The sequence below is a fragment of the Pseudochrobactrum mosebachae genome, from assembly GCF_048914685.1.
Classification (GTDB): domain Bacteria; phylum Pseudomonadota; class Alphaproteobacteria; order Rhizobiales; family Rhizobiaceae; genus Pseudochrobactrum.
Genome location: NZ_CP128408.1, coordinates 1,977,501 through 1,996,697, shown reverse-complemented (window position 1 = coordinate 1,996,697; position 19,197 = coordinate 1,977,501). Strand labels below are relative to the sequence as shown.

General features: G+C 48.9%; 14 protein-coding genes, 1 tRNA gene and 2 rRNA genes (1 of these 17 cut by a window edge). 9 read left to right on the top strand and 8 right to left on the bottom strand.

All coding sequences use genetic code 11. The annotated features are described in order from the left end of the window. Window positions 1–174: 174 nt before the first annotated feature. On the bottom strand, window positions 175–465 hold the full coding sequence (locus MP213Fo_RS09160; protein WP_421091175.1) for a hypothetical protein: 291 nt from the start codon (window positions 463–465) through the stop codon (window positions 175–177). A gap of 83 nt (window positions 466–548) precedes the next feature. Between MP213Fo_RS09160 and MP213Fo_RS09155 the strand changes: the two genes are divergently transcribed. From MP213Fo_RS09155 to MP213Fo_RS09130, 6 genes are all read left to right on the top strand, one after another. Further along, window positions 549–935, top strand: a complete 387-nt coding sequence (locus MP213Fo_RS09155) for a hypothetical protein (protein ID WP_421088732.1) — start codon at window positions 549–551, stop codon at window positions 933–935. A 113-nt stretch (window positions 936–1,048) separates the two neighbouring features. After that, a complete protein-coding gene (locus tag MP213Fo_RS09150) occupies window positions 1,049–1,543 on the top strand; it encodes a peptide deformylase (RefSeq protein ID WP_421088731.1) in 495 nt (164 codons plus the stop codon). Between the two features lie 217 nt (window positions 1,544–1,760). Then, complete coding sequence (locus MP213Fo_RS09145; protein WP_421088730.1) at window positions 1,761–4,070, top strand: TonB-dependent hemoglobin/transferrin/lactoferrin family receptor; 2,310 nt, start codon at window positions 1,761–1,763, stop codon at window positions 4,068–4,070. A gap of 73 nt (window positions 4,071–4,143) precedes the next feature. Continuing rightward, on the top strand, window positions 4,144–5,865 hold the full coding sequence (locus MP213Fo_RS09140) for an ABC transporter ATP-binding protein/permease (RefSeq protein WP_421088729.1): 1,722 nt from the start codon (window positions 4,144–4,146) through the stop codon (window positions 5,863–5,865). Between the two features lie 23 nt (window positions 5,866–5,888). Next, window positions 5,889–6,605: a hypothetical protein gene (locus MP213Fo_RS09135; protein ID WP_421088728.1), complete on the top strand. Its 717-nt coding sequence runs from the start codon at window positions 5,889–5,891 to the stop codon at window positions 6,603–6,605. Continuing rightward, window positions 6,602–7,453, top strand: coding sequence for a ChaN family lipoprotein (locus MP213Fo_RS09130; RefSeq protein ID WP_421088727.1), 852 nt, complete (start codon window positions 6,602–6,604; stop codon window positions 7,451–7,453). The genes MP213Fo_RS09135 and MP213Fo_RS09130 overlap by 4 nt, the downstream gene beginning before the upstream one ends. Window positions 7,454–7,532: 79 nt before the next feature. Here the strand turns inward: MP213Fo_RS09130 and MP213Fo_RS09125 are convergent, their stop codons facing one another. Genes MP213Fo_RS09125 through MP213Fo_RS09115 form a run of 3 tightly spaced genes read right to left on the bottom strand, consistent with a single transcriptional unit; the run spans window position 7,533 to window position 11,613 of the window. Then, window positions 7,533–8,471, bottom strand: coding sequence for a diguanylate cyclase (locus MP213Fo_RS09125; protein WP_421088726.1), 939 nt, complete (start codon window positions 8,469–8,471; stop codon window positions 7,533–7,535). Further along, entirely contained in the window at window positions 8,468–11,296 is a 2,829-nt protein-coding gene (locus MP213Fo_RS09120) for a response regulator (protein ID WP_421088725.1), read from the bottom strand. Before MP213Fo_RS09120 ends, MP213Fo_RS09125 begins: the two co-directional genes overlap by 4 nt. Continuing rightward, complete coding sequence (locus MP213Fo_RS09115) at window positions 11,293–11,613, bottom strand: hypothetical protein (protein ID WP_421088724.1); 321 nt, start codon at window positions 11,611–11,613, stop codon at window positions 11,293–11,295. The genes MP213Fo_RS09120 and MP213Fo_RS09115 overlap by 4 nt, the downstream gene beginning before the upstream one ends. A gap of 326 nt (window positions 11,614–11,939) precedes the next feature. On the opposite strand from MP213Fo_RS09115, the gene MP213Fo_RS09110 reads away from it, so the two are divergent. From MP213Fo_RS09110 to MP213Fo_RS09100, 3 genes are all read left to right on the top strand, one after another. After that, a complete protein-coding gene (locus tag MP213Fo_RS09110; RefSeq protein ID WP_421088723.1) occupies window positions 11,940–13,025 on the top strand; it encodes an ABC transporter ATP-binding protein in 1,086 nt (361 codons plus the stop codon). Window positions 13,026–13,149: 124 nt separating this feature from the next. Continuing rightward, window positions 13,150–14,172: a Fe(3+) ABC transporter substrate-binding protein gene (locus MP213Fo_RS09105; RefSeq protein ID WP_421088722.1), complete on the top strand. Its 1,023-nt coding sequence runs from the start codon at window positions 13,150–13,152 to the stop codon at window positions 14,170–14,172. 172 nt (window positions 14,173–14,344) lie between these two features. Then, on the top strand, window positions 14,345–16,000 hold the full coding sequence (locus MP213Fo_RS09100; RefSeq protein ID WP_421088721.1) for an ABC transporter permease: 1,656 nt from the start codon (window positions 14,345–14,347) through the stop codon (window positions 15,998–16,000). A gap of 36 nt (window positions 16,001–16,036) precedes the next feature. Here MP213Fo_RS09100 and MP213Fo_RS09095 read toward each other — a convergent pair whose 3' ends face one another. The 4 genes from MP213Fo_RS09095 to MP213Fo_RS09080 form a co-directional block, all read right to left on the bottom strand. Then, complete coding sequence (locus MP213Fo_RS09095; RefSeq protein WP_421088720.1) at window positions 16,037–16,657, bottom strand: esterase/lipase family protein; 621 nt, start codon at window positions 16,655–16,657, stop codon at window positions 16,037–16,039. 298 nt (window positions 16,658–16,955) lie between these two features. Continuing rightward, window positions 16,956–17,032: transfer RNA gene (locus MP213Fo_RS09090), tRNA-Met, on the bottom strand. Window positions 17,033–17,295: 263 nt separating this feature from the next. Then, a 5S ribosomal RNA gene (gene rrf / locus MP213Fo_RS09085) occupies window positions 17,296–17,410 on the bottom strand. Between the two features lie 215 nt (window positions 17,411–17,625). After that, window positions 17,626–19,197, bottom strand: a 23S ribosomal RNA gene (locus MP213Fo_RS09080); it runs 1,237 nt beyond the window's last position.

Genomic DNA, 19,197 nt, shown 5'->3' with positions numbered 1-19,197 from the left:
TCACTTAAAAAATACAGATTTTACTTGAGATTAATTAAGTATCAACTAGGTAGAAAACTGTCCATCCAATACGTGTTATATAAATTTAAATCTATACTGAGTTAAGGCTGATCGAAAAACTTTCAACACGAGATATCACTTGGCTCTCCATCCAGGACGTTCTACGCGTGACCTTCAATACATATTGGAGATCACGCAATGGCTACCATTGGAAACTAAGGGGCCGTTGGCAAGCACAAGTCCGAAGGCGAGGTATGAAGCGCCGCTGCAAATCATTTGATAGCCAAACAGCAACCGAAAAATGGGCGCGCGAGCTTGAAAGTTAAGATTGCATCGTAAGAAATTAAAGCGAGCACCGACAGTAAATACATCGCGCATATGCGCGTTCTTATCAAAATTTATAAGAGCGCGCACGATGGCGAAGCTGAAACCGTTTTCGGTGGTTTGAATTTTAGTACTGAACATTATGCACGCCAACACTTTTGTATTGACCTCTTGAATGAGCGCTGGTTCAAAGATGATGTGTTTGCACAGTTTGTAAGCTACAGTTGGTCGCATCCCATGGCTTTTTATTAGAGGATTTTGGAGCGCTAAATGCGCTATCGGAAAAAGCACAACCTTTTATGGAACTGTGGGTTGAGCGCGCCAGCGAACAGTTGCGTTTTGCAATTCGGGCAGTTACCGGTTTTTTCGATCCAGCCGTCATAATCATTGGCGGAAGATTACCAGAAACACTCAATCATCAGCTTGTAGATAGAGTGATGTCCCGCCCAATAGAAGGACCATCAAGGGGGCTGGCTATTGCGCCAGTTCGAGCATCACACCTCGGGGTAAAAGGTGGCGCTATTGGCGCAGCGTGTATCCCCTTGTTTTCTCAACTCTTCTCTGGAACAATTCCGGATGCAGGTAATTTATATCTCAACGGCAGAGTATAAACTATGAACCAATCGTGAATAATTTAACAACTTGCGCCTATAGTCTTCATGCTGGTTTGCAGGCATATAATGATGCTATTAACGCTAGCTCCAATTAACAGCACAGAAAACCGATGCCCGTTCGTACACTTGTAAAATATCCGGATCAGCGTTTACGCGAATTTGCCCAGCCTGTAACTCTGTTTGACGATGCATTACGGGCGCTCACCAATGATTTGCTCGATACTATGCGCGCAGCCCCCGGTATTGGTATTACGGCTCCGCATATCGGCATTTTAAAGCGCATCGTGGTTCTTGAATTATCAGCAGAGCACGGCGTCAAAATCTATATTAATCCTGAAATCATCTGGACATCTGATGACCTCATTCGTCACACCGAAGGCAGCGTATCCATGCTGGGCGTTGTGGAAGATATCGAGCGCCATGCCCGTATTCGCATCCGCTATCAGGATGTGCTCGGCAATGAGCATAGTGAAGAATCCGACGGTCTGTTAGCCGTCTGTCATCAGCACGAAATTGATCAGCTTGATGGTATATTTTGGATTCAAAGACTATCGCGGTTAAAAAGAGACCGCCTTATTAAACGCTATGAAAAGTCTCAACGCTAAATCCTGAACAATTTAAAGCTCCTGCCGCAATTTGTTTTTTGATAATGCCCACAAATTTTGTGTCGGGCAAAGTGCATAGGTACGCCCTCATATATGCCTCTTTAATTTAAACTCTTGACAGAATGTCGCATCAAGCCTATCGCAAAACAATAAACATGACAAAACGACTCATGTTTATTGTGACCATAGATTTTATCTGGCGGGGACGGCTTTCTTCATGAAAAAAAATTCTTCAGTTTTAGCAGGCTTTCAGCTGGTTTTGCTTGGCAGCTGTGTCATTGCATCAACGCATGTGTCACTGGCACAGCAGCAACCAGCGCAAACAAATATTGATAAGCAAGATAAAAACGCAAGCGCCAGCCTGTCAGAGCAAGAGCAGATCACGCTTCGTCAGATTACAATCACAGCAGCACGCACAGCAGGCAGTGTTTTAGATATACCAATGACTGTAAATATTATCAGCGGCGCTGATCTGGAGCGCCGCGTAGTGCGCGATATTCAAGACATGGTGCGTTATGAACCAGGTGTCAGCGTCAATCGCACTACGTCAATGACCAACCCTTTTGGCCAGCTGAACAGCTTTTCCATCCGCGGCGTTGGCGGCAATCGTGTACAGATGCTGGTTGACGGATCACGCATTCAGGAACAGATCACCGATGGCAGCCGTGATTTTGTAGATCCGTTCAATATGAAAGCCATTGAAATTATTCGCGGGCCCAATTCGGTTCTTTCAGGCGCAGATGCATTGGGTGGCGTTGTCTCCTTCCGCACAATTGACCCTGAAGATATTTTACAGGGCGACAGACCTTGGGGCGGCGAAATTAAACTGGGCTATGACAGCTATGACAGCAGCTTCCGTAAGCAGATCACTGCTGCTGCGCAGGCAGGTGATTTTAAAATTCTCGGCTCTTTCGGTCATGTCGGCTCATCAGAAATTGAAAACCGCAAAGGCTATGCTGATGGTGGTATCTGGGGCTGCCCGCGTCAGGATATCTGGCCATGTAACAAGCCGTTTCCAGCAGATACCAGCGCTTATAACGGGTTGATGAAACTGCAATGGACCCCGAATACTGATCATAAACTGATGCTGACCGGCGAATGGTTCGACCGTGAAACATCCATTGATCAGGTTTATGATTCCTCCTCTGCAATGATGGGTTATAACTCAGACAGCTGGGACCGTGATCTGGAAATGCGCCGCTACCGCTTTGCTCTGGAGCATGAGTGGCAGGTTGATAAAGCCTGGCTTGATGAAGTTAAGTGGAAGTTCTCTTATTCCCCGCAAAAGCGCGATACACTGAGTGAGCAGTTGCGCAGCTATGCAACCCGTAAAGAGCAACGCATTCAAATTCGCAATTATGGCGAAGAATTTATCGAAGCTGATTTACAGCTGACCTCCAGTTTCAGCCTTGGTGCCAGTGATCATAAGCTTATTTACGGCTTTGACGGCGACTTCACTAAAACCACTTATGAGGGCACTGATATTACCAATAATCTGACCGATGGCTCGTCAGTAACCGGTCATAATAAAGGTTTCAACTTCCCCCGTGTGAATACAACACGCGCTGATCTTTTCCTGCAGGATGAGATTAAACTGCTTGATGAGCGCTGGACAATCACGCCGGGTTTACGCCTTGCAAGCTATTCTATTGATCCGTCAAAAGATGAGAACTATGTGCCGCTGCCAGGCTATGAGCCACATAAAATCAACACCACACGCCTGATCAAACGTTTGAGCACCACTTATAAGCTCAGCGACACCTACTCGCTTTACGGCTCCTATGGTGAAGGCTTTAAAATGCCGACATCACAGCAATTATTTATCTCGTCGCTTTCTATTGGCTCGACCGGCATGGTTGAAGTTATTCCCAATCCAGATTTGAAGCCTGAATTTGTACGCAGCTATGAAGCCGGTATTCGCGGAGAGCTCGATCGCGGTTACTTCAGCGTCACAGGCTTCTATGCCGATTATAAAGATTTTATCCGTAGTTTGCAGCCAGTGGCAGGCGCTACAGATCGCTACACCTCGGACAATGTCGACAGTGTACAGGTTTGGGGCATTGAGCTTGGCGGTGAATATGAGGTTTATAACAACCTCTTTGCCAATGCTGCTCTCTCTTATCAGCGCGGCTCGCAGCGCGTGGATGCCGGCTCCGAAAAAACAGCTTTTGACGGCGCGTCCCCTCTCAGCGCGGTTGCCGGTCTGCGCTATCTGATACCAGACTGGAAACTAGAAACAGAGGTGATCGGCACCTTTGCCAAAGGTGTCAGCCGCCGTGCCGATCCTGATGCTTACAAGCCTGCCGGTTATGCTGTTTTTGATGTTTATGCCAAGTGGAAGCCCACAGATATGATTGACGTCAATTTGGGTGTGCAGAATATTTTCGACAAGCGCTACTTTCCGAATACGCTGGCCGGAAACTATCTGAACACACCGGCTTCAAGTGCTGTGGCCAACCAGAACCCGCTTGAAATGCAGGTTGCACCAGGACGTACCTATAAGCTCGGCGCAACTGTACGTTTCTGATCTTTAAAGCCTGCCGCACACGTTTTTGCGGCAGGCTTTAGTCATAAACTGTCATCATCTCAGGCTCAGCATCATGCATATTTTTCGGCAAATTTACCGGCTTGCCCGCCTCTGCCTTTCCGGCACCGGCGCCAAATTCAGTGCTTTTCTGCTTGCGCTGATTATAGCGCTTGATCTTGCGGGAATTTATTTCACCATCCGCATGATTAGCTGGACAGCCGATTTTTATAACGCACTTGAAAAAATCGACAGCACGGCTGTTATCAGCCAGATCGGCATTTTTGCAATCATTGTCGCGTGTAACTCTTCTCGCAGCCTGATCGGAAAATATTATCAGAGTGTTTTGGAAATACGCTGGCGGGAAGTACTGACCGGTAAAGCGCTTGATCTGTGGTTTACCAACAAAGCTTATTGGCATCTTACACAGGGCGAATGCAGCCGTGATGTGGACAATCCGGACCAGCGCATTGCTGATGACTGTCGGTTATTTGTACGCGGTTTCCTGAATGAAGGTATAGATGTGATCGGCCGTGTGACCGGCCTGTTTTCTTATCTGATATTGCTCTGGACGCTTTCAAGCTTCGCGCTCAACTTTACCCTGCTGGGGTTTGATATCACTATTCCGCGCTATATGGTTTGGGCAGTTTTCATCTATGTCGCGCTGTCAACCTGCCTGACTTACACCCTCGGCAAGCCATTGAAAAAACTGTTTGAGGCACAGCAGAAACGCGAAGCAGATTTTCGGTTTTCGCTTGCACGCTTGCGCCAGTCAACAGAGGAGGTTGCGCTGCTGCGTGGTGAAACTGCCGAACGTGATTTGCTGGATCGCCGCTTTGGCCATGTGCGCTCCAATTGGCGACATCTGATTATCCGGGAATTCTGGCTGGGCTGCTTTACCACCCCCTATCAGTTTACAATTTTACGTATTCCGATGTTTGTTGCACTGCCGGCCTATCTGGCAAAAAGCGTCACATTGGGCGGGTTGATGCAGGTTGCCGGCGCCTTCAGCAATGTTGCCACCACGCTGTCTTGGTTCATTTTCTATTATAAACGGCTGGCGGATCTGGCTGCAACCGCAGGCCGCCTCGATGTGTTTCTCAACGCCGCTCAGGATGCAGCCCAACGTCGCTCGAATATTTTACATAGTCCGCATGCCGATGAAACGTTGCAGATCAATGATTTACATCTAACAACCCCCAATGGCCAGTTGCTTTTGCAGCTCGACCAGCTCTCAATCAACAAAGGTGAAACGGTCTGGCTGCGTGCACCGTCCGGCTTTGGTAAATCGACATTTTACCGTGCTTTGGCAGGCTTCTGGCCTCATGGCTCCGGCAGTATCAGCGCCAATTTACAGCATGCATTGTTTTTGCCGCAAAAGCCGTATTTCCCGCAATCTGACCTTTATACGGCTGTGAGCTACCCCCATACGGTTGATAAGTTTAGCCGCACCGATCTTGCGCAAGCGCTGGCCGATGTCGGGCTCACCGGCAGTTCCGTCGTTGCACTGGAAAACGAGGCGCAAGGCCACCCGCTAATGGTAGCCAGTCTTTCAGGAGGTGAATTGCAACGCCTCTCCCTTGCCCGCGCATTATTACAAAAGCCGCAATGGCTGTTTCTGGATGAAGCCACCTCCTCACTCGACAAGCAGGCAGAAAATCAACTGCTGCAGCTTTTACGCGCCCGCCTGCCTGAAACAACCATCGTGATCATTGCCCATTCGGCAATCGATACAACGATAACTCCGCGTATCATCGATCTGAATATCCTGTCTGTGCCTGCATTTGCTGCAGCATGACCACGACCACGAAAGTACCTTATATGAGTAATCCTCGCGAACATTTGAATATTGATGCCTATAGATTGCTGCAGAAACTGCCTGCAATCGGTAAATTGATGGTCAACTCCAAAAGTCTGGGCGCCACGCATGAGCGTATCGGAACAGTAGAGACCGTTAGCCTTGCCAAAGGTCGCATTGTCATCAGCGGTGCAGAGCATCACAGCAGCATTGATGCAACGGCCGTGAAAAAGATCATCATCGACCGCACCAGCATCATGGGTGACAAGTGCTATCCGCGGATTGATATGCTTGGCACAGACGGTGAAATCGTTGCCAGTGTCATCGGCTTTGACGGGCTAGAGGCATTTGACGCTGCTATCGCAGAATTTGGCACCGGAACTGCGCTGCCTGAAGAGGTAAAAGATACAAGCGCTACCGAGCGCAAGGAAATCAGCGATGAAGATGGTGGTTTCGAGCCGTTTAAACGTGCAGAGGCAGAAGCAGCATCTGTGCGTATTGAACTGAAACTACCGCATTTTCATCAGCAGTGGCAGGGCACAATGCCAGCAATTAAACCATCAATGGGCTTCATCAATGTTATGGTTGGCGACTTCCATCTGCATCTCAAAGGCAACAGCGTGCATGGCTGGCAGCAGCAGCAAACAACTGAAGGTATGGCCTATTCAGCATATAATACAGAGCAGAAAGTACTTGGCCTGATTGTAACCCTGTTGAACACGGATGGTGCGGCTCTATGAGTGATACGATGATCTGCCATCCGCAAACCACATGGTTTGATCCGGCACAGAAACATCTGATTGACTATCCCCAACTGATGAAAGACATGGCAGAGCAACAGGTGGTTCTGCTTGGTGAATATCATGACCGCTATGATATTCACCGCTGGCAGCTAAGCATTTGCAGTGGCCTGCTTGCACACCGTCAGGATATTGCAGTCGGATTTGAAATGTTTCCGCGGCGTTTGCAGCCGGTGCTGGATACATGGATTGCCGGTGAGATGGATGAAAAGAACTTTCTGGAAACGGCAGAATGGGACAGTGTCTGGCGTTTTGACAGTGAGCTTTATATGCCTATTTTTCGCTTCTGCCGTGAAGCGGGTGTGCGGATGCTGGCACTGAACTGTCATCGCCCGCTGGTAACGCGCGTTGGAAAAGAAGGTTGGGACGCAGTGCCGGTTGAAGAGCGTGACGGGCTGACACCGGCGAAACCGGCAACCAAAGCTTATCGTGAATATCTGATGCGCATTACCAATGGCGGCCCGAGCTGGATGGCGGGCAAAGATGCCTCATCACCGGAATATGATCGCTTTGTCCGTGCGCAACAGGTTTGGGATCGAGCCTTTGCCTGTAATATTGTACAGGCCTTGCATGATAAAGAAGCCGGCTTAATTATTGGGATTATTGGCAAAGGCCATCTGGAATATGGCCACGGCACGCCATTTCAGCTACGTGATCTTGGCATCGAAAAACAGGCTGTTTTACTGACCTGTGATCAGCCCTTGGATGATATGCAAATTAGCGCTGATTACGCGCGTGCAGTCTATCGCCTGCCAAAAAACGAACAGGCACTGCTTGCCGCATTATAATCTGAATTAAAAAAAGCGGCTTACAGTGTTTATAAAACTGTAAGCCGCTTTTGCATTACAAAGTCTTTTGTCCCGATTTTCAATCCGTCGCAAAACCATCTTCCTGCGCGGTAAACACCGTACTGAAAATTTCATTACGACCAGCGCGCTTGCTCAAATAGAGCTGACGATCAGCATGCGCCATCCATTGCGATGCGGTCATATCCGGCAGACAACATGCCGATGCCACGCCAAGGCTAACGGTCACATTGGGACTGACCGTAGAAACAGGATGCGGAATATTAAGCGAATTTACCTGCACCTGAATATCTCTGGCAACCTCGAGCGCCGCTTCCAAATCCCGCCCCGGTAACACGCACACAAATTCTTCGCCGCCATAACGCGCAGCCAGATCAGAGGCCAGATGCACCGCGCGTGTCAGCGCCGCAGCCACCATAGCAAGACAACGGTCGCCAGCCGGATGGCCAAATGTATCATTGAACGATTTAAAGCAATCGATATCCACCATAATCACAGACAGCCACTCGCCGGTGCTGGCAAGCTTGGCAGTCTCGCGCTCTAATGTCTGCTCCAGATGTCTGCGATTACTGATACCCGTCAAGGCATCCGTCACCGCCATCTGTGCAAGCTGATCGCGCAAACGTTTCAACTCAACATGATTAGCAACACGGGCACGCAAAATAACCGGCTGAATTGGCTTGGTGACATAATCGATTGCACCGACAGAAAGGCCGCGCACTTCCGCTTCCTGATCATTCAATCCGGTGGTAAAAATGACCGGAATATCCGCAAGCAACCGCTCTTTTTTCAGCCTTCTGCAGACTTCATAGCCATCAATACCCGGCATCAGAACGTCAAGTAACACCAGATCCGGCAGCACGGACTGCGCAACCGCCAAGGCTTCCTCGCCTGAAGTGGCAAAACACACCTCATAATCATCTTCTAATGCTGCGCTCATAATCTCGATATTCGAGATTTCATCATCCACAATCAGGATGACTGACCGGTTTTTCATCATTCTTCTCCGGCGTGCATATCCGGTGCGAACGCGTCGTTCAGCAGCGTCAGAGCACGATTATAATCAAGACTATCAAGGGCGGCCTTTATCGGATGAGCCTGCATCGCTGCGCCTGTCATACCGAGTGTTTGAGCCAGAGCTTCAAATTGACTGCGCGCTTTCAGGCTGCGTCGCTCCAGCAAACCGCGAAATGCCGCAATTTCAGTCTGCACAACCGCATTATCTGCCTGAATGGCCTGTGCAGTCTTCTCTGCCACAGCAACAGCATCAAGACTGCGCGCTGCTGTAATTGCCGGTTTAAGCGCCTGCTCAAGATCTGTAATCAGCGTATTGGCTACACTGACTTCGCCTTGCGCAATCGCCGCCTCCACTTTGGCAGCACTTTCATAAACATCAGCAAGTTCAAGCGAGCCTGCAACGCCTTTTAGCGTATGTGCATTCCGCCGCGCCTCATCTAGCGCACCACGACCAATCTGGGCATGCAATTCAGGCACTGAATCAGCAAATTTGCGGCCGAAATCAATGATCAACTTGCGCAGCAGAGGTTTTTTACCATTCATCCGCATCAAAGCTTTTTGAATATCGAATGGCGACAACATATCCGGCAGTTCCTGCGGAGGTTGAACAGCGTCAGAGGCACCAAAAGAACTCAGCTCTGCGGCGGTCTTGCTGCGCGGCTTAAGCCAGCGATCCAGTGTACGTACCAATAAAAACGGATCAACAGGCTTGGCAAGATGATCGTCCATCCCGGCCGCAAAACACTTCTGCCGCTCTTCTTCATAGGCATGCGCGGTCATTGCAATAATCGGTAATTTATCATTCGGCCATTTTTTGCGGATCGATAAGGTTGCTTCAATTCCGTCCATCTCCGGCATCTGAATATCCATCAGAACTCCGGCATAAACTAACGGCTCCTTAACAGCGAGCTCATAGGCGATCTTGCCGTTTTCAGCCGTATCAACAATAAGACCTGCATCTTGCAATAATTCGACGGCAATCTCGCGGTTAATCGCGCTGTCTTCGGCAAGAAGAACCGTTAAACCGCGCAATTGCGAGGCAACCATCGGAATTTCATGACCGGTTTGTGCCTGCGCTGCGGCTGTTTCTGCAGCCGTAGAAAACAAGTCTGTGATCGTATCAAAAAGAACATTGGGCTCGATCGGCTTTGGCAGGAATGCGGCGATGCCTGATCTTTCCGTTTCAGCTCGGAAACCTTCACTGCCATAAGCTGTAACCATAATAACATAAGGCAGCGGCATCAGATTTTCATTAAGATGCATTGCCTGCACCGTTTCCAGACCGTCCATCCCTGGCATTTTCCAATCCAGAAGCACCAGATCATACGGCTTTGGCGAGCGTTGCGCGCTTTCAAGCGCGCCGAGCACTTCTTCACCGGAAGCTACAAGATCAATCTGCATACCCCATGTCTGGAAAATACCCTGTAAAATCTCGCGCGAGGCCGGATTGTCATCGGCCACAAGAATACGCAAACCGGCCACCTGTGCAGAGGGTACACGCTCCAGTTCTGCCTGCAATTCACCAAGAGCCATATGCACAGTGAAGGTGAACTTGCTACCCTCACCCTGCACGCTTTCAACACTGATTGTGCCGCCCATTTGCTCAATAATCTGCTTACTAATGGCAAGGCCGAGGCCTGTACCACCAAAACGCCGTGTCATCGAATTATCGGCCTGTGTGAATGAGTTAAACAGCAGCGCCTGCTGTTCGGGAGCCATGCCAATCCCCTGATCACTGACGGAAATCCGTAAAGTCACATTTTCCGCAACAATCTCAACTGCCTCTACCGCAACAGTAACATTGCCTTTATCACTAAATTTAACGGCATTGCTAACGAGATTGAGCAGCACCTGATTAAGGCGCATTTCATCACCAACAAGTATCAGCGGTACAGTTTCATCAATCACTGTTTCAATCCGCACACCTTTATTTTCAGCATTGATTGCTGCCAGATTCAGCTGGCTCTGCAAAGATGAACGCAGGTTAAACGGACGTTTTTCAAGGGAAAGCTTGCCGGCCTCATTTTTAGAAAAGTCGAGAATGTCATTGATCAGGCGCAGCAATGCAGTGCTGGCATTGCTGATTTTAGATACATATTCTTTCTGGCGCAGATCAAGATCTGTACGCAGTACAAGGTGGCAAAAGCCCAGAATGGCATTCATCGGCGTACGGATTTCATGGCTCATATTGGCCAGAAACATGCTTTTGGATTTACTCGCCGATTCAGCCTCGCGGGTACGCTCTTCCAGTGTCGCATTCTTGGCAAGGATTTCATTACGCATCGCATTGATGCGGTTAAAGCAATCAACGAGCATATTACCGAACCATACCAAAACCGCAGACTGAAAAGCCACAATGGTCGCATGCAGCAAAACGCGTTTGATATCACTGCCACCGGGAAACACTGCCAGTGGCATCAAATAATCAAGCAGCAGATGATGGGCTGCCACTGCCAATGCCGCAAAAATGACTGCGCGCCGGTCGCACCATGCAACCGTCAGCGCCAGCATGGCAAAAAAGTACATATGAATGTCTATTTGCCATGTGTGACCGCTCATAAAATACAGCATCAGTGCCGGCTCGCCCATCAGGGCAACACCGGAAATATAGCGTGTGGCAGGCGCAATACCGACCCTGATCCATGACAGATGATAGGTACCTGCAAGTGCTACGCCTGCCAATATGGCAGAGAGTGGAGAATGGCCGGTCAGAGCTGCCACAACCGCCAGCAGCGGCACGTGCAGCCAGAACAGTACCACAAGAAACCGCCCGAAACGGGTACGGAGATCGTCAAGTTCAAAAATCATACTGCTGTTGTCCGTTGCGGAAGAGCCAGACAGCCTCCCGGTTGCAATGGTTCAAAGACCAGCCACACACCGGCGCGATATAGCCTGCTTGGAAAATCTTTATGTTCGGAATAAACTGTGATTAGGCCCGCTGTATCATTGATTGTAACAATGGCCCCTTCGGCAGCCTGTATTGAGTTCAGCACTGAGGTCAGACTGCGCCCAGGCGCCACCATAACAATATACTGATCGTCTTTACCTGTCGGCCTCAGAACCGCTACGGCAAGGCTGCCAAGCAGCACGATAATTAATGCGACCGCTGGTATGAGGTCGCGCATATAGAATCTGTGATCCTCGACATGCACCGCCATGAAATATCACTCTGCCCCCAAATAGCCTGATCGAGGATGCGCGATGCCAATCAGTCCACGGCACGTGCTCGGACCTTTTCAACATAGCCGCACACATCAAAGACGCTTGCCTTAACATTAAAGTCTATATCAATTACGGGTAAATAGGCACTTAATATTCTTTAAACTTAATCACTTGCTAAGATAAAAGCGCAGACCAGATCTCAATACTTTCAGCTCATTGTCAGGTTTCAGTGGCACAGCGCCTACACCGGTGTTATAGAAGCCTTGAACCACAACAAGCAGGTCAGACAGTGCATTCAAACGACAATATTGGACAGGCTGATAACAAAGAGACAGCCCTGCAAGTTCTCAATGTCAGCAGGCATTTCGATTCCACCACCGCGGTAAAAGACATTTCGCTGTCCGTAGCATCCGGTGAAGTAATTTGCCTAGTTGGCCATTCCGGCTGCGGCAAAACCACCTTACTCAAAATCATTTCCGGCATTGATACACCCGATAGCGGTTCAATTTTTATCAATGGTCAGGCCATGGTCAATGCTTCGCATTTCATTGAACCTGAAAAGCGCCGTGTTGGTGTGGTATTTCAAAATTATGCACTGTTTCCGCATTTGACAGTCAAACAAAATGTACTGTTCGGTCTGCGTAAAATGCCTAAAATTCCGGCATCGCAACGCGCCGATGAGCTCCTCACTCTGGTGGGGCTGCCGCATATGGCAAATCGTTATCCGCACATGCTTTCCGGCGGTGAACAACAGCGCGTGGCACTGGCGCGGGCACTGGCACCAGAGCCGGATATTCTGCTGATGGATGAACCATTCTCCAATCTCGATCAGGGATTACGCCAGCAAGTACGAAGTGAAACCATTCGCCTGCTGCGTAAATTAGGTACGACTGTTATTATTGTGACCCATGATGCTGAAGAGGCCTTATCAGCCGGTGATCGTATTGTGCTGATGAAGTCAGGCCAGATTGTGCAGGCTGGTACTGCACACGAAATTTATGATCAGCCGAATGGCCGCTATGCGGCAGACTTCTTCTGTAATTTCAATTCTATACCGGGCTCTGCCAGCGGGCAGACAATTCAAACTCCGCTGGGTACATTTACCTCCGCGCAAACAGATATGTCTGACGGCCCGCTGACCCTCTATCTGCGCCCTTACCATATTTATCCGGTGCTTGATGATAGTGATATCCATAGCACTGTAGAGGGAACAATTATCAACCGCAGCTTTATGGGGGATACGGAAGAATTATTGGTGGCGGTGGATGAACTGGCGGAACCGTTGCGTATGCGAACACCACTGCGCCTGCCTGCAGGAATCAAGAAAATCCGCCTGCGTTTTGATATTGAAAAAGCATTGTTTTTTGCGGAATAACTATAATTTCTGTAATTAAAGACCCATAGCCTTGACTGACCTGCAAACTTCAATAATAAGTTGAGACTATTGCTCATAATTGAAGTTTTCACTCGTATTTATCAATCAGGGATCACTTGGTACAATGACCAGAACCGGATATAAAACAGCAGGCTTGGCCTTGGCTTTCGGAACCATTCTCAGCGGTGCAGCCGTTGCCGAAGAAGTCAATATCTATACAACCCGCGAACCGGGTCTGATCCAGCCATTGCTGGATGCGTTTAAGGCATCAAGCGGTATTACCGTCAACACCGTGTTTCTCAAAGATGGTCTTGCAGAACGTGTTGCTACTGAAGGCGCCAGCTCCCCTGCTGATATTTTGATGACTGTAGATGCTGGCAATCTGATTGACCTGAAAGAAAAAGGCCTCACACAGCCTGTATCTTCTAAGATTCTGGAAGAAGCAATTCCCGCGCAGCTGCGTGATGACAAAGGCGAATGGTTTGCCCTGTCAATGCGTGCGCGCGTTGTTTATGCAGCCAAAGATATTGATGTTACAGCGCTGAATTATGAAGATCTTTCCGATCCGAAATGGAAAGGCAAGATTTGTATCCGTGCAGGCCAGCACCCTTACAATACCGCGCTGATCGCAGATTATATTGCCCATTACGGCGTTGAAAAAACTGAAGACTGGCTGACCGGCGTCAAAGCCAATCTGGCGCGCAAAGCAGCCGGTGGTGACCGTGACGGCGCTAAAGACATTGCTGGTGGCATTTGTGACCTTGCTGTGGCCAACTCTTATTATGTTGGCCTGATGCGTTCCGGTAAGGGCGGCGAAGAGCAGGTGAACTGGGGTAACAGCATCAATGTTATTCTGCCAACATTCAAAGATGGTGGCACGCAGGTTAATATCAGTGGCGCATCCCTTGCCAAACATGCCAAGAACAAAGATGCGGCTGTGAAGCTTCTTGAATATTTGATTTCTGACGAAGCACAGAAAATCTATGCTGAAGCTAATTTTGAATATCCGGTCAAAACCGGTGCACCGGTTGATCCGATTGTAAAATCTTTCGGAGAGCTGAAAATCGACAAAACCCCGCTGACCGAAATCGTCAGCTATCGTAAACAAGCCAGCGAACTTGTCGACAAAGTTGGTTTTGACAACTAATAAAGTAAACACCACCGGTTTTTACAAATCGGTGGTGTTTTTTATTTTAGAGCATTTCACTATTAAGTTGAATCAACTTGATAGGTATGAAAATGCGATAAATCTGGAATCTAGAGCGAGCGCTGCGATCCAAACTGATCGTTACCCGCTCTAGCCAATGTCGAGCAGTTATATGCCACCCATGCACGTTAAAAGCCGGTTCTCCCGCGCCGGATCGATCTGGCTCATTCTGTCAGCCATCAGTGCTGCTCTGGTCTTGCTGCCGGTAATCGCTCTGGCATTTCAGGCTATGCAGGGTTCTGAGGGATTGTGGTCACACCTGCTCTCAACAACACTGCCTGTTGCATTTGTCGACACCATTATTCTGCTCGGTGGCGTCGGTATAATTGTTGCCGTTCTTGGTACTTCTGCCGCATGGCTGGTAACTGCCTATGATTTTCGTGGCCGCAAAATACTTGAATGGGCACTGCTGCTGCCGCTTGCAGTTCCAACCTATATCATCGCTTATGCTTATCTCGATATCTTGCACCCGATCGGTCCTGTGCAAAGCGCTTTGCGTGACGTTTTAGGCTATGCAAGCCCCCGTGATCTGCGCCTGCCAGATATCCGCTCTATGGCGGGGTGTATCCTGCTTTTGGGCTTTGTGCTTTATCCCTATGTGTATATCCCGACACGGGCCATGTTCCTCACCCAGTCTTCAACGCTCATTGATGCAGCCCGCACCTTAGGTGTCAGCCGCAATGCCATATTCTGGCGTGTTGCGCTCCCTATGGCACGTCCTGCAATCGCAGTTGGCATCAGCCTTGCTTTGATGGAAACACTCAACGATATCGGCGCCGCCGAATTTCTGGGTGTTCGTACATTAACAGTCTCAATCTATACGACTTGGGTCACCAGATCTGATCTGCCTGGAGCGGCGCAAATTGCGTTAGCACTACTCCTCATTGTTGTATTTCTTGTTTCACTGGAACGTTGGGCTAGACGCAAACAGCGCTTCACGACCAGTGCCCGACGTAGTCATAATTTTACACCTTACAAAGTCGGCAGTTTACGTGGCCTGCTGCTATTTGGCAGCGGTGCTTTACCGGTACTATTCGGCTTCGTATTCCCCGCAATTTATCTCATAGTTGAAGCATGGAAGCGTGTGCGTTTTGCAGGCATTTCACCACGATTATACAATGAGGCACTCAATACAATTACTCTGGCCGCAACAGCAACCATCGTCACACTGATTTTCGGTCTGATAGCTGCCTATGCTATGCGTTTACGTCCTGGCCATGCTTCTCAATGGTTCTACCGATTTTCAACAATGGGCTATGCAGCGCCCGGAACGGTGGTTGCAATTGGCGTGCTTATTATTGCCGGTAGCTTTGACCGATTAGCCAACCAGCTGGCCATGGACTGGTTTAATATCCCTGTAGGCTTACTGCTGCTGGGTTCCGGTGCGGCACTGATATATGCTTATATGGTGCGTTTTTTGGCAATCTCGGCTGGTAGTATTGAGGCCGGTTTTAACCGTATTCCGATGTCGTTCGATCAGGCAACCCGCACATTGGGCGAAACGGCAACCGGAACGTTCCGGCGCATTCATCTGCCATTATCCAAAACGGCATTGAGTGCTGCAGCTTTACTGGTTTTTGTCGACTGCGTGAAAGAACTGCCAGCAACCTTGCTGCTGCGCTCCTTAAATGTAGAAACTCTGGCAACACATCTTTACGGTGAAGCTGCACGCGGCACCTATGAGGAGGCAGCGATTGCCGCTTTAGCCATTGTTGTTATTGGTATGCTGCCGGTCATTGTACTTTCACGTATCGGTCGGCGATTATAAAGCCCGCATTACAGATTTTTAAAGCAAAAGAATTGTTTAATCGGCTAAATGCCGTTTAAACAATTCACGAAGTGTCAGTGCATGATCAAACTTACCGCTACTCAAAAAATGTAATACTTGCGCAATAACCAGCGGATTGTTCATCATAAATGTATGCGTAACCGGCAAAACAATATGATCAGTCATACCATCCAGCTTCGTACTTTCAATAGATACTTTACCGTCATTAGGGCCTGAAAACAGCATAGCTAAAACTGGATTAAGTGACATATTACCGGCAATAATACCCACTTCAAAATCTGCAGGCCCAAGCGAATTCGGTATACTATCTTCTGCAGTACCTAGTTGCTGGCCGGCCGGGCCTGTCAATATTTCAAAAAGCTGTAGATCAGCAAAATTATCAACGATTTCTGAACCGTGATTTGGAGGACCGAGCATTACACTACGTCCAAGATTTTTAGGACGGTTCTGCTGCAGCCAAGCACGTAGTAAAATGCCTCCCAGTGAATGGGTTACAAAGTGAAGTTTCTCAACTTCACCGCAAGCTTGTACCGATTTACCAACATGACTTATTAAGTCTTCAATCGGCTTCTCATTGGATGGGTAAGTTTGATTTACAACCTTATAATTAAAAGACTGCAGTGTTTCTTCCATCATATAAAATGACGATTCAGATCGTGAAAGACCATGTAACAGAACCACACAATCCTGTGCGAAAGCTACCGTTGAAAACAAGAATGAAAAACATACAATAATTAAGCGCATAAACATTCATGCCATTCAGCTCTATAAAATTACAAGAACTTAATCACATAACATAATGCATTCTGTGCTTAATTACACAGACCACGCTTAAGAAATCATCTTCAGCTTTTTGGAAACACGCATATCCCCGATCGATTAGATTCGGTGTTTATTTATTGTTGCAGCTTATGTTCTGATTTTTTTTTGATTTTGGTTGCGGGGGCAGGATTTGAACCTGCGGCCTTCAGGTTATGAGCCTGACGAGCTACCGGGCTGCTCCACCCCGCGTCAAAGAATGTCGGGTCTTGAGCCCGGGAGCGCAGTCAGGCGTAGCCTGATGAGGTGAGACCGGAAAGCAATTGATTGATTATCAATTACCGGCCGAACGGGCTGCTCCATAGCCCTTTATTTCAGCTTTTGAGCATATTTGCTTAAAGGCTATTAGCCAGTTTAACATTATAATTTCTGGCTTGATATTTTTGAACGCTTTGAGCGTTTTGAATGATTTGTTTTGTATTGATTGTGAGATTATTGTTTTGTGCGTTTTGCAGACCTGGCAGCGACCTACTCTCCCGCGTCTTAAGACGAAGTACCATTGGCGCTGGAACGTTTCACGGCCGAGTTCGGAATGGGATCGGGTGCAGCCGCTCCGCCATAACCACCAGGTCAGCAAAGCGCACAGAAACAAATAAGAAGCTGGGTTTTTCGTGCAAAGTTTTCAGTCAGTGGCGTGTCGAACACAATTGTGTTCGCAAGGCCGACTGGCCGTCGCGGTTTATACCGCGCCTCTCGGAGCCATTCACGAAGTGAATTAGGCGTGAGAGCAAACAATCCTATCATCGACGACCTTTGGTCGTCGCTGATGGATATTGAGAATGAGAACAATCAAGTCAGTCGAGCTATTAGTACCGGTCAGCTGCATGCATTACTGCACTTCCACATCCGGCCTATCAACGTGGTGGTCTTCCACGGCTCTGATAGGGAATACTCGTTTTTAGGTGGGTTTCCCGCTTAGATGCCTTCAGCGGTTATCCCGTCCGTATATAGCTACTCTGCTATGCCGTTGGCACGACAACAGATCCACCAGAGATACGTCCATCCCGGTCCTCTCGTACTAGGGACAGATCCTATCAATATTCCTACACCCACGGCAGATAGGGACCGAACTGTCTCACGACGTTCTGAACCCAACTCACGTACCGCTTTAAATGGCGAACAGCCATACCCTTGGGACCTGCTCCAGCCCCAGGATGCGATGAGTCGACATCGAGGTGCCAAACAACCCCGTCGATATGGACTCTTGGGGGTCATCAGCCTGTTATCCCCGGCGTACCTTTTATCCGTTGAGCGATGGCCCTTCCACACGGGACCACCGGATCACTATGACCGACTTTCGTCTCTGCTCGACTTGTCTGTCTCGCAGTCAGGCGGGCTTATGCCATTGCACTCGACGAACGATTTCCGACCGTTCTGAGCCCACCATCGCGCGCCTCCGTTACTCTTTAGGAGGCGACCGCCCCAGTCAAACTACCCACCATACACGGTCCTGGACCCGGATATACGGGTCGCAGTTAGACATCTATGACGATAAGGGTGGTATTTCAAGGATGACTCCACTCGAACTGGCGTCCAAGCTTCAAAGTCTACCACCTATCCTACACATGTCGCCACAAATGCCAGTGTAAAGCTATAGTAAAGGTGCACGGGGTCTTTCCGTCTAACCGCAGGAACCCCGCATCTTCACGGGGAATTCAATTTCACTGAGTCTGCGTTGGAGACAGCGGGGAAGTCGTTACGCCATTCGTGCAGGTCGGAACTTACCCGACAAGGAATTTCGCTACCTTAGGACCGTTATAGTTACGGCCGCCGTTTACTGGGGCTTCAATTCAAGGCTTGCACCTCTCCTCTTAACCTTCCAGCACCGGGCAGGCGTCAGACCCTATACGTCGTCTTGCGACTTCGCAGAGCCCTGTGTTTTTGGTAAACAGTCGCTACCCCCTGGTCTGTGCCACCCCCATCTAGTTGCCTAAAAAGGGGTCACGCTTCTTCCGAAGTTACGCGTGCAATTTGCCGAGTTCCTTCAACGCAGTTCTCTCAAGCGCCTTGGTATTCTCTACCAGTCCACCAGTGTCGGTTTAGGGTACGGTCTATATGTGGGAGCTATTTCCTGGAACCGCTTCACTGCAAGATCAATCCAATAAGACCTTACAATACACGCGATCCGTCACTACCCACAGGCCCACGAATATTAACGTGGTTCCCATCGACTACGCCTTTCGGCCTCGCCTTAGGGGCCGGCTAACCCTGCTCAGATTAACTTTAAGCAGGAACCCTTGGACTTTCGGCGAGAGTGTCTCTCACACTCTTTATCGTTACTCATGTCAGCATTCTCACTTCTGATATCTCCAGGGGCCCTCACGGGTCCCCCTTCACAGACTTACAGAACGCTCCGC

Coding starts and splice junctions, on each gene's coding strand:
- MP213Fo_RS09125 (WP_421088726.1), bottom strand. CDS start 8,471: ATGATGAAAAACCGGTCAGTCATCCTGATTGTGGATGATGAAATCTCG.
- MP213Fo_RS09095 (WP_421088720.1), bottom strand. CDS start 16,657: ATGATGGAAGAAACACTGCAGTCTTTTAATTATAAGGTTGTAAATCAA.
- MP213Fo_RS09160 (WP_421091175.1), bottom strand. CDS start 465: ATGTTCAGTACTAAAATTCAAACCACCGAAAACGGTTTCAGCTTCGCC.
- MP213Fo_RS09130 (WP_421088727.1), top strand. CDS start 6,602: ATGAGTGATACGATGATCTGCCATCCGCAAACCACATGGTTTGATCCG.
- MP213Fo_RS09145 (WP_421088730.1), top strand. CDS start 1,761: ATGAAAAAAAATTCTTCAGTTTTAGCAGGCTTTCAGCTGGTTTTGCTT.
- MP213Fo_RS09120 (WP_421088725.1), bottom strand. CDS start 11,296: ATGATTTTTGAACTTGACGATCTCCGTACCCGTTTCGGGCGGTTTCTT.
- MP213Fo_RS09115 (WP_421088724.1), bottom strand. CDS start 11,613: ATGCGCGACCTCATACCAGCGGTCGCATTAATTATCGTGCTGCTTGGC.
- MP213Fo_RS09100 (WP_421088721.1), top strand. CDS start 14,345: ATGCCACCCATGCACGTTAAAAGCCGGTTCTCCCGCGCCGGATCGATC.
- MP213Fo_RS09135 (WP_421088728.1), top strand. CDS start 5,889: ATGAGTAATCCTCGCGAACATTTGAATATTGATGCCTATAGATTGCTG.
- MP213Fo_RS09140 (WP_421088729.1), top strand. CDS start 4,144: ATGCATATTTTTCGGCAAATTTACCGGCTTGCCCGCCTCTGCCTTTCC.
- MP213Fo_RS09105 (WP_421088722.1), top strand. CDS start 13,150: ATGACCAGAACCGGATATAAAACAGCAGGCTTGGCCTTGGCTTTCGGA.
- MP213Fo_RS09150 (WP_421088731.1), top strand. CDS start 1,049: ATGCCCGTTCGTACACTTGTAAAATATCCGGATCAGCGTTTACGCGAA.